We start from the raw sequence: 15,035 nt of genomic DNA on the forward strand, positions 1-15,035 counted from the left end.
CGCAGCTCAGTGGTTTCGGCCGCGGGCTCGTCGTCCATGTCGATGTGGGTGATATCGGCCTCGGCCGCGCTCACGGCCGAAGCCACCTGCGCCAGCACCCCCTTGCCATTGCGCAGCAGCAGGGTGATGCCGGTCTCGAACGGCCGCGTCGGCTCCTCGGCCCATTCGACGCTGATCCAGCGCTCGCTGTCGCGCTCGAACAGGCGCTTGCCTACGCCGCATTCGGCGGTGTGCACCAGCAGGCCCTCGCCGCGGCCGAGGTAGCCCACGATGGCGTCGCCCGGGATGGGGCGGCAACAGGTGGCCATCTGCACCGAGGCGCCTTCGGTGCCGTCGATCACCACCAGGCCCTGGGTGGGCGTGGCGTCGTCTTCGGCGGCGTAGCGGCCCATGGTGAGCGTGAGCGGGTCGACCTTGGCGCCGCGTTCCAGCATCAGCTGTGCCAGGCGTTTGGCCACGATGATGGCGATCTTGCGGCCGAGGCCGATGTCGGTGAGCAGGTCGGCGCGGGTGCGGTTGCCGCTCCACTTGGTGAGCGCCTGCCACAGCGCCACGGCCGGGGCGTCGTTGGGGTCGCTGGGGGGCAGGGTCAGGCCTTCGCCGCGCAGGGCCTGAGCCAGCAGCTTGTCGCCTAGCTGCTGCGACTCTTCCTGCTCCATGTTCTTCAGGTAGTGCCGGATCTTGGAGCGCGCCCGGCCGGTGCGCACGAAGTTGAGCCAGCCCGGGTTGGGCCGCGCGCCGGGTGCGGTGACGACCTCGACCACGTCGCCGCTGCGCAGCTCGGTGCGCAGCGCCACCGGGTCACCGTTGACCTTGGCCGCCACGCAATGGTCACCCACGTCGGAGTGGATGGCGTAGGCGAAGTCGACCGGCGTGGCCCCGCGCGGCAGGGCCATGATCTTGCTCTTGGGCGTGAACACGTAGACCGCATCGGGGAAGAGGTCGATCTTCACGTGCTCGAGGAACTCGCTCGCGTCCCGCGTCTCGTCTTGGATGTCGACCAGCGACTGCAGCCACAGCGCACCCAGGCGCTGCGCATCCTGGGCCTGGCCGCTGCCGCCGATTTTGTACATCCAGTGCGCGGCGATGCCCTTCACGGCCACGGCGTGCATGGGCTCGGTGCGGATCTGGAACTCCACCGCTGTGCCGAGCGGGCTCACCAGCGTGGTGTGCAGAGACTGGTAGCCGTTGGCCTTGGGGATGGCGATGTAGTCCTTGAAGCGCCCCGGCAGCGGCTTGTAGAGCTGGTGCAGCACGCCGAGCGCGAGGTAGCACTCGGGCAGGGTGTTCACGACGATGCGGAAGCCGAAGATGTCGTTCACCTGCGCAAAGCTCAGGTGCTTCTCGCGCATCTTGGCGTAGATGGAGTAGAGCGTCTTCTCGCGGCCGTACACCTGCACCTTCTGGCGGGTGTCGGAGAAGGCCTTTTCCACCTCGCGCTGGATGCGCTCGACGATGTCGCGCCGGTAGCCACGCGCGCGCAGCACGGCCTTGGACAGCGCGGCATGCCGCCAGGGCTGGATGTGCTGGAACGACAGTTCCTGCAGCTCGCGGTAGGTCTGGTTCAGGCCCAGGCGGTGGGCAATGGGGGCGTAGATGTCGAGCGTTTCGCGGGCGATGCGTGCGCGCTTGGGGGCGGCGACGGCCTCCATGGTGCGCATGTTGTGCAGGCGGTCGGCCAGCTTGATGAGGATCACGCGCACGTCGCGCGCCATCGCCAGCAGCATCTTGCGGAAGGACTCGGCCTGCGACTCTTCCTTGGTCGAGAACTGCAGCTTGTCCAGCTTGGTGAGGCCGTCGACAAGGTCGGCCGTGGCGCCGCCGAAGCGCTCGATCAGCTCGACCTTGGTGACGCCGCAGTCCTCCATCGCGTCGTGCATCAGCGCGGCCATGATGGCCTGCGCATCGAGCTTCCAGTCGGCGCACAGGCCGGCCACGGCGATGGGGTGGGTGATGTAGGGCTCGCCGCTGGCGCGGAATTGGCCCAGGTGGGCCTCGTCGGCGAAGCGGTAGGCCTCGCGCACACGTTTGATGTCGGAGGCGTCGAGGTAGTCGAGCTTCTTGGTCAGCGTGGCAAAGGAAGCGGCCGCTGCGTCGCTGGTGGCTGCTGGCACGGCAGGCTCGCGCGATCGGCGGCCAACGCCGCTCGCTGCGTCGCGAATCCAGGTGGTGATCGGGCTGGCCATGCCCCGAATTTATCGCGGATCGAGAAGCGGTGACCTAGGGCTTCCCAAAAGCAAACGGCCCGCGTGGGGCCGTTTTGCGAGGACGGCCCGCGTGGGCCGTTTCAGGTGTGAGCAGAAGTGCTCAGACCGGGACTTTGCGCAGCATCTCCAGGCCGACTTCGCCTGCGGCAATCTCGCGCAGGGCGGTCACGCCCGGCTTGTTCTTGGTCTCGATCTTGGGGGCGTGACCCTGGCTCAGCATGCGCGCACGGTAGGTGGCGGCCAGCACCAGCTGGAAGCGGTTGGGGATCTTGACGAGGCAGTCTTCGACGGTGATGCGGGCCATGGATGCTCCGGTGAGGGGGTCTAGCTGAGATTGAGCGCTGCAAAGACGCCGGGCTTGCTTCTTCGCAGGGCAGCGTACTTGAGGCGCTGCGAGTGAACCACCGCTTTCAGGTCGAAAAGCGCTGTTTCAAACAGGGCATTGATTATAACGAAGTCGAAATGCCGGGCCTGGGCCACCTCGATGCGGGCGTTGCGCAGCCGTTCCTCGATCACGTCGGGGGCGTCTTCGCCGCGGCGGGCCAGGCGCTGGGCCAATTCGTCCCAGCTGGGCGGCAAGATGAAGATCAGGATGGCGTTGGGGAACAGCTTCTTGATCTGCAGGGCGCCTTGCCAGTCGATCTCAAGCACCACGTCCTGGCCGGTCTTGATCTGGGCTTCGACCCCGGCCTTGGAGGTGCCGTACAGGTTGCCGTGCACCTCGGCCCACTCGAAGAAGTCGCCGTGCTCGACCTTCTGGCGGAAGAGGGCTTCGTCGATGAAGTGGTATTCGCGGCCGTCCTGCTCCTGGCCGCGCGGCTTGCGGGTGGTGTGCGAGACCGACACCACCAGGTGCGAGTCCAGCTCCAGCAGCGCCTTGACCAGGCTCGACTTGCCCGCGCCGCTGGGCGCGGCCACCACGAAGAGATTGCCGGGGTATTCCATCCCCGGATTTTGCCCCGAAGCCGGCGGACAGCACGGCGCGGTGCCAACCAGGGCGCGTGCGTATTTCTCAGTGTTTGGCGTCGAGCGGTGGGGGCAGCGTGTCGCCTGCCTGGCGGCGGCGGAACAGCGCGGCGCGTGCGAGCACGATGGTGGTCACCGGCGCGGTGATCGACAGCACGATGATGATCAGCCACACGTGCAGCGACACCGAGCCGGTGCGGGCGCTGAAGTGCACGATGGAGGCGAGCGTCACGACCCACGACGCCAGCGAGGACGCCAGCGCGGGTGCGTGCATGCGCACGAAGAAGTCCGGCAGGCGCACCAGCCCGAGCGCGGCCACCAGCACCACCACACCGCTGGCCAGCAGCAGCAGCGCGACGGCGATCTCGCTGACCGGCGGCAGGGTCATTCGATCACCTCGCCGCGCAGCAGGAACTTGGCCAACGCCACCGAGCCCACGAAGCCAAACAGCACCATCAGCAGCGCGCCTTCGAGGTACATCTCGCTGTCGTAGCGGATCGCCAGCACCAGCATGAGCAGCATGCCCACCACGTAGATGAAGTCGAGCGCGAGCACGCGGTCCTGCGCGCTCGGGCCGCGCAGCATGCGCACCAGGCCCAGGCCCATGGCAGCCACGTACATCAGCAGGGTGGCCGTGATGGCCAGGGACAGCAGGGTGCTCATCCGAAGATGTCCTTCAGCGGTTGTTCGTAGTCGGCCTTGAACTGGGCGATGAAGGCGGCCGCATCACCCATGTCGAACACATGCAGCAGCAGGGTGCTGCGGTCGGGGGCCAGCTCGCACCACACGGTGCCGGGGATCACGGCGGTGATCATCGCGAGTGCGGCCAGCCCGTTCAGGTCATGCAGCTCGAGCGGCACGACGACGAAGGCGCTGCGCGGCGGCTTGCGCCCGGCGCGGAAGACGCCGACGGCCACTTCGATGGCCGAGCGCACCACGTCGCGGCCCACGCGCAGGATCAGCGCGGCCAGCCTCGCCCAATGCCGCAGCGGCCCCGGCGCGGGCCGCAGCGGCGCCATCAGCAGCGGCAGCGCCAGGGCAGCCAGCAAGCCCAGCAGCATCTGCCCCAGGCTCAGGCTGCGGGTCAGCAGCAGCCAGCCGCAGAAGAGGCCGAACGAGAGCCAGGGCGAAGGCAGCAGCCGCTTCATCGTGCAGTCTCCGGCGTGCGGGCGACAGGCCGCGCACTCATCACGGCCTGGATGTACTGCTGCGGCGCATGCAGCGCTTGCGCCGTGGCCTGGGTGTACGCCAGCACGCGGTCGCCCTGGGCCACCAGCGCCACGGCCGCGGCCAGCAGTGCGGCGATGGGCAGCGTTTCGGCCACGCGCAGGCGGGGCGGCGGGCGATCGGACCCCGACCAGAAGTGGCGCATGCCCACCCGCATCAGCGCGATGACGGCGAAGAGGCCCGAGACGATCAGCAGGGTGAACAGCGCCCAGGCGGGCGGGCTGCGCAGTTCGAGCAGGGCGCTCAGCATCGCCAGCTTGGCCACGAAGCCCGACAGCGGCGGCAGGCCGGCGACGATCATGGCGCACAACGTGAAGGCCACGCCCAGGAAGGCCAGCGCGGCGGGGATGGCGCGGCCGATCAGCGCCTCTTCGTCATCGTCGAGGTTGGCGCCTTGCGGTGGCTCGGCGTCGATGAAGGCGGGCAGCGCGTCGCCGCCGGCATCCACCTCCTGCGGGCCCACTTCGACCTGGCGGCTGCGCTCCAGCAGCTCCACCAGCAGGAAGAGCGCACACCCGGCCAGCGTGGAACTGGCGAGGTAGAAGAGCGCGCCGCCGCTGAGCGCAGGGGTGTCGAAGCCGACCGCAGCGATCAGCGTGCCCGACGAAGCGATCACGCTGAAGCCGGCGAGCCGGGCGACCTGCTGCGAGGCCAGCATGCCCACCGCGCCGAAGGCCAGCGTGGCCAGGCCGGCCCAGATGAGCGTGTCGCCGCCGAAGGAGCTGCCGGTGCCCGCGCCGACGGAGAAGCACAGCGTCCACAGCCGCAGCACCGCGTACACGCCCACCTTGGTGAGGATGGCGAAGAGCGCTGCCACCGGTGCGCTGGCCGCCGCGTAGGCGGGCGGCAGCCAGAAGTTGAGCGGCCACAGCGCGGCCTTGGCGAGGAAGGCAATGGCGAGTATGGCCGCGCCCGCATGCAGCAGGCCGCGGTCGGTGGGCGGCACCAGCGGCAGCTTGTGGGCGATGTCGGCCATGTTCAGCGTGCCGGTCACCCCATAGAGAACCGCCACGCCGATCAGGAACAGCAGCGAAGCCGCCAGGTTGATCGCGATGTAGTGCAGCCCGGCGCGCACGCGCGCGATGCCGCCGCCGTGCAGCAGCAGGCCGTAGCTCGCGGCCAGCAGCACCTCGAAGAAGACGAAGAGGTTGAACAGGTCGGCGGTGAGGAAGGCGCCGTACAGCCCCATCAGCTGCAACTGGAACAGCACGTGGAAGTACACGCCCGCGTGCTGCCAGCGGGCCAGCGCGTAGAGCAGCGTGGCCAGGCCGATGCAGCCGGTGAGCACGGCCATCAGAGCCGACAGGCGGTCGGCCACCAGCGCGATGCCGAAGGGCACCGGCCAGTTGCCGGGCAGGTACACGCCGAAGGCTGAAGGCGAACCCTCGGCCGCACGCAGCAGCAACAGCACCGCCACAGCCAGCCCGATGGCGGTGGAGGCGAGGTTGATCACGCTCTTGAGCGCGCGGCGGCCTTCTCCGAGCATCAGCATCAGCGCTGCGGTGGCCAGGGGCAGCAGCACCGGTGCGACCACCCAGTGGCTCGTCAGGGACTCGGCCAGACTCAAGGCTGCTCCTCTTCGCCGTCGACGTGGTCGCCGCCGGACAGGCCGCGCAGCGCCAGCAGCACCACGAGGAAGAGCGCGGTGGTGGCGAAGCCGATGACGATGGCGGTGAGAACCAGCGCTTGCGGCACCGGGTCGGTGTAGTTCGCCAGGTCGGCCAACAGACCGGGTTTGACGATGGGTTCCTTGCCGATGGCCAGGCTCCCCACGCTGAAGATGAAGAGGTTGACCGCGTACGACAGCAGGGCCAGGCCGATCAGCACCTGGAAGGTCCGCGGCCGCAGCACCAGCCACACGCCGGCGCCAGCGAGCACCCCGATGGCGATCGAGATCACGGCTTCCATCAGTGCTGTTCCTCGTCGTCGTCTGCGGCGGCTTGCTGGCGGCTTGCGCGCAACGACTGGTGGGCGATGGCGGTCAGCAGCAGCAGCGTGGCGCCCACGACGACCGAGAACACGCCCAGGTCGAACAGGGCGGCGGTGGGCAGGTGCACCTCGCCGACCAGCGGCCAGTGCACGTGCGCGGTGTGGGTGGTGAGGAAGGGGTAGCCGAGTGTCAGCGAGCCGAGGCCGGTGCACAGGGCCACCAGCAGGCCGAAGGCGATCCAGCGTGGCGGCAGCAGCCGCATGCGTGCCTCCACCCAGCGTGTGCCGCCCACCATGTACTGCGCAATGAAGGCGATGGCCACCACCAGCCCCGCGACGAAGCCGCCGCCCGGCTCGTTGTGCCCGCGCATGAAGAGGTGGAAGGCGAACAGGCCGGCCACCGGCAGCAGCAGGCGCACCAGCACGGCGGGCACTTCCAGGTACTCCTGAAGTCGGTCGGTGTCTTCGGCCCGGTCGACAAGATCTCGGCCCATGCCGCGCACGCGTTGCTGCTTGGGCTGGTCCATCGTCTCCTGCGGCGGGCGGAAGCGCCGCAGCAGCGCGTACACCGTGATGCCGACGATGCCGAGCACGGTGATCTCGCCCAGCGTGTCGAAGGCGCGGAAGTCCACCAGCATCACGTTGACCACGTTGGTGCCACCACCGCCAGGCAATGCCTGCTCGATGAAGTAGGGCGCGATCGACAGCGGCGCGCTGCGGGTGAGCAGCGCGTACGACAGCGTGGCCAGGCCGATGCCGATCAGCACGGCCAGCAGCAGGTCACGCCGGCGGCGCCACCAGGTGCGCAGGGTGGGTCGTGGGTCGGGCTGCTCCACACGCTTGGGCATCCAGCGCAGCCCCAGCAGAAAGAGCACCAGCGTCACCACCTCCACCGCGAGCTGCGTGAGCGCGAGGTCGGGCGCCGAGAACCAGGCGAAGGTGATGCACACCGCGAGGCCCACCACGCCCAGCATCGTCAGTGCCGCCAGACGGTGAAAGCGGGCCTGCTGCGCCACGCCGATGGCGCAGATGGAGGCGATCAGCCACATCAGCACGAACTCCGGTGTGGCTGGCACGCGCGCGCGGTCACCCCACTCCAAGGGCACGAGCAGCGCCGACGAGGCCAGCCCGGCCAACCCGGCGATGAGCAGAAGGGCGAAGAGCTGCGGCTGCAAGCGCCGCGTGCTGAGCCGGCGCAGCAGCCACGACGACAGCCGGGTGCCGAAGGCGAGCATGCCTTCGAAGAGGCGCTTGCCGTCCAACCCCTGCATCAGTGGTGCACCGCGCGCGCGGCGCTGCTTGAAGCGCGCGGCGAAGCGCAGGTAGATCGCGATGCCGGCCACCAGCGCCACCCCGCTCATCACGAGCGGCGTGTTGAAGCCGTGCCAGATGGCCAGGCTGTACTCCGGCAGCACGCCACCCACGACAGGCCGTGCTGCCGCGGCGAGCAGCGGTCCGACCGACCAGGCCGGCAGCGTGCCCACCACCACGCAGGCCAGCACCAGCAGCTCGACCGGCACGCGCATCCAGTGCACCGGCTCGTGCGGCTGTCGCGGGCAGTCGGGCGCGGAGCCGAAGAACACGTCGTGACCAAAGCGCAGCGAGTACACGACCGCGAACACGCCGGCCAACGTGGCCAGGGCCGGCAGGCCGTACTCCACGGCCGGGCTGGCGCTCACGAACACCGTCTCGGCGAAGAACATCTCCTTCGACAGGAATCCATTGAGCAGCGGCACGCCGGCCATCGCCGCGCAGGCCACGATGGCCAGCGTGCCGGTGATGGGCATGGAGCGGTACAGGCCGTCGAGCCGGCGCATGTCGCGCGTGCCGGTCTCGTGGTCGATGATGCCCACCGACATGAAGAGCGAGGCCTTGAAGGTCGCGTGGTTCATCATGTGGAAGACCGCTGCCACGGCGGCCAGCGGGCTGTTGAGCCCCAGCAGCAGCGTGATGAGACCGAGGTGGCTGATGGTCGAGTAGGCGAGCAACCCCTTCAGGTCGTTCTGGAACATCGCCGCGTAGGCGCCCAGCAGCAGCGTGGCCAGGCCTGCGCCGCCGACGATCCAGAACCACGCGTCGGTGCACGCCAGCACCGGCCACAGGCGCGCCAGCAAGAAGACGCCGGCCTTCACCATCGTGGCCGAGTGCAGATAGGCCGACACCGGCGTGGGCGCGGCCATCGCGTGCGGCAGCCAGAAGTGGAACGGGAACTGCGCGCTCTTGGTCAGTGCGCCCAGCAGCACCAGGCCCAGCGCCAGCGGGTACAGCGCATGCGCGCGGATGCGATCGCCAGCTGCGAGCACGGCATCGAGCTCCAGGCTGCCGGCGATGTGACCCAGCAGCAGCACGCCCGCCAGCAGCGCCAGGCCGCCGGTGGCCGTGACGGTGAAGGCCATGCGCGCGCCGCGGCGGGCGTCCTTGCGGTGCGTCCAGTAGCCGATCAGCAGGAAGGAGAAGACGCTGGTCAACTCCCAGAAGACGACGAGCTGCACCAGGTTGCCCGACAACACCACGCCGAGCATCGCGCCCATGAAGCCGAGCAGCAGCGAGTAGAAGCGCGCGGCCGGGTCGTCGGGCGAGAGGTAGTAGCGGGCGTAAACGATGACCAGCAGGCCCATGCCGCTGACCAGCATGCCGAACATCCACGCGAAGCCGTCGATGCGCACGATGATGTCCAGCCCCAGGCTGGTGAGCCACGGCAGGCGTTCGGCGACCACGCCGCCGTTCGCGACCTGCGGGTACACCAAAGCGAGTGGCACCGCCACGGCCAGTGCCACGAGCGCGGCCCACGACGATTCGAGGTTGCGCGCGTTGGTCGGCAGCAGGGCCGCGACCACGCATCCGACGAAAGGGAACAGCAGGAAAAGCAGCGGCGACATCGCCGGGCAGTTTAGGGGATGCCCCCTGGCCCCACGGGCCCGCGCTACTCGAGGTTCTGCACCTGCTCGCGCAGCTGTTCGATCAGCACCTTCATCTCCACCGAGATGTTGGTCAGCTCCAGCGTCGACGACTTGGAGCCGAGCGTGTTGGCTTCGCGCAGCAGTTCCTGGATCAGGAAGTCGAGCCGCTTGCCGACCTCGCCGCCGGCCTTGAGCAGGCGGGCGATCTCGTCGGTGTGGGCGCGCAGTCGGGCCAGTTCCTCGGCCACGTCGATGCGGATCGAATAGGCGGCTGCCTCGTTGAGGGCGCGCTCCTGCAGGGCCTCGCGCGGGATGCTCTGGGCCGCGCCGGTGGCGGTGAGGGCCTCCTGCCAGCGCTCCAGAAAGCGCTGCTGCATGCGCTGCACCACCGCGGGCACCAGCGGCTCGGCCTTGGTGGCGAGTTCGCGCAGGCGGGTCACGCGCTCCATCAGCACCGCAACCAGCTTCTCGCCCTCGCGGGCGCGGGCTTCGGCCAGGCCGGCGATGCAGCGCTTGGCGGCGTCGAGCGCCACCTCGTCCAGCCGCTCGGCGGGCGCACCGCCCTTGCACCACTGCATCACCTCGTGCACCGACAGCGGCTGTGCCTTGGGCAGCCAGCCCTGGATGGTGCTCTCCAGGCGCGCCAGGCGGTTCATCTGGTCGGGCTGGGGCTGCGGCCAGGCGCTTTCGGCTTCGCTCTTGGTGCTCAGGCGCAGCTCGATCTTGCCGCGGCGAAAAGCGCCGCTCAGCAGGTCGCGCAGAGCCGGCTCCAGCGACCGGAACTCATCGGGCATGCGAAAACCGAGGTCCAGGAAACGCCCGTTGACGGAGCGCAGCTCCACCGTCACGCTGCCTGCGGGCGAGGCACCGGAGCGTGCGCTTGCCGCCTCGCCGGAGCCTGTGGTTTCTGTCGCAGATTGCGCCCCGGCGGTGGCGCTTGCATACCCGGTCATGCTGTAGACTGGCATTCGACTTATCGCATTGCAAAAAGAGATTATGTCAAAGCCGAAACCTGCTCCATTGCCATCCGGCACCGTGGTTGGCGGGTACCAGATCATCAAGAAACTGGCAGCCGGCGGCTTTGGCGTGGTCTATCTGGCCGAGGATTCCGATCGCCACCTCGTGGCCGTCAAAGAGTACCTGCCTTCTTCCCTTGCCGAGCGTGCCCCGGGCGAATTGATGCCCCGCGTCAAGCCCGAGAAGCAGCCGCTGTACCGCCTGGGCCTCAAGAGCTTCTTCGAAGAAGGCCGCAACCTCGCGCAGATCTCGCACCCGAGCGTGGTTTCGGTGCTCAACTTCTTTCGCGAGAACGACACCGTCTACATGGTGATGAACTACCTGCAGGGCGACACCTTGCAGGACTTCATCGTCACCGCGCGCGACCTGAAGCGCGACAAGGTCTTCCGCGAATCCACCATCCGCAGCCTGTTCGACGAGATCCTGCGTGGCTTGCGCATCGTGCACCAGCACAAGATGCTGCACCTGGACATCAAGCCAGCCAACATCTTCATCACCAACGACAACAAGGCGGTGCTGCTCGACTTCGGCGCCGCGCGCGAAGTGCTGAGCAAGGAAGGCAACTTCATCCGCCCGATGTACACCCCCGGTTTCGCGGCTCCCGAGATGTACCGCCGCGACGGCACGCTCGGCCCCTGGACCGACATCTACGCCGTCGGTGCCTGCATTTACGCCTGCATGCAGGGTTACCCGCCCAACGATGCCCCACAGCGCATCGAGAAGGACCGCCTGGCGCTGTCGCTTTCTCGCCTGCGCAACGTCTACTCCGACAACCTGATCGAAGTGACCGAGTGGTGCATGTCGCTCGACCCGCTCTCGCGCCCACAAAGCGTGTTCTCGCTGCAAAAAGAACTGGCGCGCGAGACCGAGCGCCGCTATACCAAACTCAGTTTCAGCGAGCGGCTCAAGCTGCAGCTCGAGAACCTGACCACCGGCGCGAAAGCGTAAGACCCCCACATGCAATTCACGGTCTATCAAGTCAGCCGCAAAGGCGGCCGCGAGAAGAACGAAGACCGCATGGGCTATTGCTACACGCGCGATTCAGGTCTGTTCGCACTGGCCGACGGCATGGGTGGCCACCCCGAAGGCGAGGTCGCCTCGCAGCTTGCGCTGCAGACGCTGGCCGCCATGTTCCAGCGCGATGCCAAGCCCACGCTGAAGGAGCCGATGCGCTTCCTGCACGAAGCCATCATCGCCGGCCACCACCAGCTGCTGCGCTACGCCACGCAGAAGGCACTGATCGACACGCCACGCACCACCATCGTGGCCTGCGTGCTCCAGGGCAACAACGCCTACTGGGCGCACTGCGGTGATTCGCGCCTGTACCTCGTGCGCGGCGAGAAACTGGTGGCGCGCACGCGCGACCACTCCTACTCCGAGTTGCAAGAGACCATGAGCCACGTCGTGCCCATGGGCGAGCGCTTCAACCGCAACGTGCTGTTCACCTGCCTGGGCAGCCCCGGCAAGCCAGTGGTCGACACCGTCGGCCCGCTGGTGCTGCAGCGTGGTGACCGCCTGCTGCTGTGCTCCGACGGCCTGTGGGGTACGGTGACGGACGCCGAGATCACCGACCAGCTGGCCAAGAACACCATCGCCGACGCGGTGCCCGAACTGGTCGAGCAGGCGCTGCGCAACGGCGGCGCCAAGAGCGACAACGTCTCGGTGCTGGCGGTGGAGTGGGAGTCGGCCGAGGACGGCGACAGCCAGAGCTCCATCTCCACGCAGACGCTGGGCGAGGAGGTCTTCGCCTCCACCATCCAGGCGAGCGTGCTCGGACAAGAGCCGCCGGATGAGTTGGACGAAGCGGAGATCGAGCGTTCGATCCGCGAGATCAACGAGGCCATCCGGCGCTCGTCTCAAAAGAAATCCTAGTCATGTCGACCCCTCGCTCCCTGGGTACAGGGAGCGATCCCCCGTGGGGATCGGGCCGGCTTGGGGCGGCCCGGCGCTCGGCCCGTGGCTCTTCGCGGACAATCGCGCCATGACATTCCAACGCACCCAATCCCGCGCCGCAGACTCCCTGCGCCCCGTCACCATCACCCGCGGCTACACCAAGCACGCCGAGGGTTCCGTCCTCATCGCCTTCGGCGACACCAAGGTCTTGTGCACCGCCTCGGTGGAAGAGAAGGTGCCGCCGCACAAACGCGGTTCTGGCGAAGGCTGGGTCACGGCCGAGTACGGCATGCTGCCACGCGCGACGCATACCCGCGGCGACCGCGAAGCGGCCAAGGGCAAGCAGAGCGGCCGCACGCAGGAGATCCAGCGCCTGATCGGCCGTTCGCTTCGCTGCGTGTTCGACCTCAAGAAGCTGGGCGAGCGCACCATCCACCTCGACTGCGACGTGATCCAGGCCGATGGCGGCACGCGCACCGCGGCCATCACCGGCGCCTACGTGGCGGCGGCCGATGCGGTGAAGTGGCTGCAGAAGCAAGGGTTGCTGGTCGAGTCGCCGATCCGCGAAGCGGTGGCGGCAATCTCGGTGGGCATCGTCGAAGGCACACCCTTGCTCGACCTCGAATACATCGAAGACTCGGCCTGCGACACCGACATGAACGTGGTGATGACGGCTGCGGGCAGCTTCGTCGAAGTGCAGGGCACGGCCGAGGGCGTGGCCTTCTCGCGCCCCGACATGGACAAGCTGCTGGCCTTGGCCGACAAGGGCATCCGCGAGCTCGTGGCTGCACAACGCAAGGCACTCGAAGGCTGATCATGAAGCTGGTGCTGGCGTCGAACAACGCCAAGAAGCTCGTCGAACTGCAGACGCTCTTCACGCCGCTGGGCCTGGAACTCGTCACGCAAGGCAGCCTGGGCATTCCGGAGGCCGAGGAGCCGCACGTCACCTTCGTCGAGAACGCGCTCGAGAAGGCGCGTCACGCGGCGGCACACGCCAAGTCGGCGGCGATCGCCGACGACTCCGGGCTCTGCGTCGACGTGCTCGGTGGCTCGCCCGGCGTGCTCTCCGCGCGCTACGCCACGCTCTTCGGCCGCCCCAAGAACGACGAAGAGAACAACCGCATGCTGCTGGAGCAGATGGCCTCGCAAGACGATCGCCGCGCACGATTCGTGAGCGCGCTCGTGGCGGTGCGTTCGGCCGAAGACCCCGAACCGTTGATCGCCTTCGGCCGCTGGGAAGGCGAAGTGCTGCGCGCACCGCGAGGCGAGGGCGGCTTCGGCTACGACCCGCTGATGTTCATTCCTTCTCTCAACCAGAGCGTGGCCGAGCTCGACGCTGCCACCAAGAACGCGCACAGCCACCGCGCCATCGCGTCGCGCCAGATGCTCGCGCTGATGCGCGAGGTGTGGCACCTTGGCTGACATCCCCATCACGCCGGCCGGCGCCGGCCGCACCGAAGACCTGGTCACGCGCTACATGCGGCCGGGCGTGATGAACCTGGGCGCGCTGCCGCCCTTGTCGCTTTATGTGCACCTGCCGTGGTGCCTGAAGAAGTGCCCGTACTGCGACTTCAATTCGCATGAGCAGAAGGGGGGCGTTCCAGAGTCGACCTACCTCACCGCTCTGCGCGCCGACCTCGAAGCCGCGCTGCCTCTCATCTGGGGACGTCGCATCCACAGCATCTTCATCGGCGGTGGCACGCCCAGCCTCTTCTCGCCGGATGCGATAGGCGAGCTGATCGCCGACCTGCGCGCGCGGCTGCCGCTGGAGCCCGGCTGCGAGATCACCTTGGAGGCCAACCCCGGTACCTTCGAGCGCGACCGCTTCCGCGGCTACCGACAAGCCGGCGTCACCCGCCTGTCGATCGGCGTGCAAAGCTTCAACGACGAGAAGCTGCAGGCCATCGGCCGCGTGCACGACGCCGCGCAGGCGAGGGCCGCGGTCGAAGAAGCCCGCGACACCTTCGAGACCTTCAACCTCGACCTGATGTACGCACTGCCGGGCCAGACGCTCGATGAGCTGCGCGAAGATCTGTCGCAGGCCTTGTCATTCAAGCCGCCGCACCTGTCGATCTATCACCTCACGATCGAGGCCAACACCTGGTTCGCGAAGCACCCTCCCTCGGTGCCGGACGACGACACGGCCTTCGACATGCTTGACCTCATCACCGAGCACACCGAGCGCGCAGGCCTCGCACGCTACGAGGTCTCGGCCTTCGCGCAGCGTGGCCACCACTGCCAGCACAACCTCAATTACTGGCAGTTCGGCGACTACCTCGGCATCGGCGCCGGTGCGCACAGCAAGCTGAGCTTCCCGCACCGCGTGGTGCGCCAGGTGCGCTGGCGCGAGCCGCAGAGCTACATGGACAGGGCCACACAAGGCCTCGCCGTGTCGAACGACGAAGAGGTGAAGCGCGACGCGCTCGCCTTCGAGTTCATGCTCAATGCGCTGCGCCTGCGCGACGGCTTCGAACTCGCGCGCTTCACCGAGCGCACGGGCCTGCCGCTCTCCAGCATCGCCAAGCAGCTCGACCAGGCGCAGTCCCGCGGTTGGATCGAGCGCGACTTCGCGCGTGCGTGGCCCACAGTGCAGGGCTTCGACTTCCTCAGCGACCTGCAGGCCTTGTTCTTGCCCGGTTGAGTTTCCGGGCCGGCGGGTGCAGTGCCCGCATTGACGCCTCCAGCTCTTCGCGCAGCCAGCTGCGCAAGGCCACGAGCGGTGCCCAGCCCTGCAGTGCCGGCGGGTGGACCAGGTGGTACACGTAGGCGGCCTCGAAGGGGATGGTGAGCGGCGACAGCTGCACCAGCCGGCCCGCCACCAGCGCGTCGGCCGCCAGCAGCTCGCGCACCACCGAGCGGCCGAGGTTCTGTTCGGTGGCCTGCAGCATCAGCCCGG

15 protein-coding genes and 1 pseudogene are annotated in these 15,035 nt (G+C 68.2%); 5 read left to right on the forward strand and 11 right to left on the reverse strand.

The window, feature by feature from the left end; all coding sequences use genetic code 11:
• The 10 genes from VFL64_RS12850 to VFL64_RS12895 all read right to left on the reverse strand — a co-directional run.
• Window positions 1–2,186 (reverse strand): RelA/SpoT family protein (locus tag VFL64_RS12850; protein WP_489540773.1); only part of this gene is annotated, 2,186 nt, incomplete at its 3' end.
• A gap of 121 nt (window positions 2,187–2,307) precedes the next feature.
• Complete coding sequence (rpoZ, locus tag VFL64_RS12855) at window positions 2,308–2,511, reverse strand: DNA-directed RNA polymerase subunit omega (RefSeq protein WP_489540774.1); 204 nt, start codon at window positions 2,509–2,511, stop codon at window positions 2,308–2,310.
• Between the two features lie 20 nt (window positions 2,512–2,531).
• On the reverse strand, window positions 2,532–3,152 hold the full coding sequence (gene gmk / locus VFL64_RS12860; RefSeq protein ID WP_489540775.1) for a guanylate kinase: 621 nt from the start codon (window positions 3,150–3,152) through the stop codon (window positions 2,532–2,534).
• 67 nt (window positions 3,153–3,219) lie between these two features.
• Window positions 3,220–3,561, reverse strand: coding sequence for a monovalent cation/H(+) antiporter subunit G (mnhG, locus tag VFL64_RS12865; protein WP_489540776.1), 342 nt, complete (start codon window positions 3,559–3,561; stop codon window positions 3,220–3,222).
• The gene (locus VFL64_RS12870; protein ID WP_489540777.1) at window positions 3,558–3,836 is read right to left on the reverse strand and encodes a K+/H+ antiporter subunit F; all 279 of its coding nucleotides are present in this window, start codon (window positions 3,834–3,836) and stop codon (window positions 3,558–3,560) included. Before VFL64_RS12870 ends, mnhG begins: the two co-directional genes overlap by 4 nt.
• A complete protein-coding gene (locus tag VFL64_RS12875; RefSeq protein ID WP_489540778.1) occupies window positions 3,833–4,321 on the reverse strand; it encodes a Na+/H+ antiporter subunit E in 489 nt (162 codons plus the stop codon). The genes VFL64_RS12870 and VFL64_RS12875 overlap by 4 nt, the downstream gene beginning before the upstream one ends.
• A complete protein-coding gene (locus VFL64_RS12880; RefSeq protein ID WP_489540779.1) occupies window positions 4,318–5,967 on the reverse strand; it encodes a monovalent cation/H+ antiporter subunit D in 1,650 nt (549 codons plus the stop codon). The genes VFL64_RS12875 and VFL64_RS12880 overlap by 4 nt, the downstream gene beginning before the upstream one ends.
• Complete coding sequence (locus VFL64_RS12885) at window positions 5,964–6,308, reverse strand: Na+/H+ antiporter subunit C (RefSeq protein ID WP_489540780.1); 345 nt, start codon at window positions 6,306–6,308, stop codon at window positions 5,964–5,966. Before VFL64_RS12885 ends, VFL64_RS12880 begins: the two co-directional genes overlap by 4 nt.
• Complete coding sequence (locus VFL64_RS12890) at window positions 6,308–9,208, reverse strand: monovalent cation/H+ antiporter subunit A (protein WP_489540781.1); 2,901 nt, start codon at window positions 9,206–9,208, stop codon at window positions 6,308–6,310. Before VFL64_RS12890 ends, VFL64_RS12885 begins: the two co-directional genes overlap by 1 nt.
• Window positions 9,209–9,252: 44 nt before the next feature.
• Window positions 9,253–10,197, reverse strand: coding sequence for a YicC/YloC family endoribonuclease (locus VFL64_RS12895; RefSeq protein WP_489540782.1), 945 nt, complete (start codon window positions 10,195–10,197; stop codon window positions 9,253–9,255).
• 28 nt (window positions 10,198–10,225) lie between these two features.
• Between VFL64_RS12895 and VFL64_RS12900 the strand changes: the two genes are divergently transcribed.
• The 5 genes from VFL64_RS12900 to hemW all read left to right on the forward strand — a co-directional run bounded on the left by VFL64_RS12900 (window position 10,226) and on the right by hemW (window position 14,780).
• Window positions 10,226–11,194, forward strand: a complete 969-nt coding sequence (locus tag VFL64_RS12900) for a serine/threonine protein kinase (RefSeq protein ID WP_489540783.1) — start codon at window positions 10,226–10,228, stop codon at window positions 11,192–11,194.
• A gap of 9 nt (window positions 11,195–11,203) precedes the next feature.
• Window positions 11,204–12,118 (forward strand): PP2C family protein-serine/threonine phosphatase, encoded by a 915-nt coding sequence (locus VFL64_RS12905; RefSeq protein WP_489540784.1) that lies wholly within the window; start codon window positions 11,204–11,206, stop codon window positions 12,116–12,118.
• A 109-nt stretch (window positions 12,119–12,227) separates the two neighbouring features.
• On the forward strand, window positions 12,228–12,953 hold the full coding sequence (rph, locus tag VFL64_RS12910; RefSeq protein ID WP_489540785.1) for a ribonuclease PH: 726 nt from the start codon (window positions 12,228–12,230) through the stop codon (window positions 12,951–12,953).
• A gap of 2 nt (window positions 12,954–12,955) precedes the next feature.
• Window positions 12,956–13,561, forward strand: coding sequence for an RdgB/HAM1 family non-canonical purine NTP pyrophosphatase (rdgB, locus tag VFL64_RS12915; RefSeq protein WP_489540786.1), 606 nt, complete (start codon window positions 12,956–12,958; stop codon window positions 13,559–13,561).
• Window positions 13,554–14,780 (forward strand): radical SAM family heme chaperone HemW, encoded by a 1,227-nt coding sequence (gene hemW, locus VFL64_RS12920; RefSeq protein WP_489540787.1) that lies wholly within the window; start codon window positions 13,554–13,556, stop codon window positions 14,778–14,780. Before rdgB ends, hemW begins: the two co-directional genes overlap by 8 nt.
• Here hemW and VFL64_RS12925 read toward each other — a convergent pair.
• Window positions 14,746–15,035 (reverse strand): annotated as a pseudogene (locus VFL64_RS12925) (LysR substrate-binding domain-containing protein); the annotation flags it as partial. The gene hemW and the pseudogene VFL64_RS12925 overlap by 35 nt on opposite strands.

Origin of the sequence: Rhizobacter sp., assembly GCF_035702065.1 — a bacterium.
Classification (GTDB): Bacteria; Pseudomonadota; Gammaproteobacteria; order Burkholderiales; family Burkholderiaceae_C; genus Rhizobacter.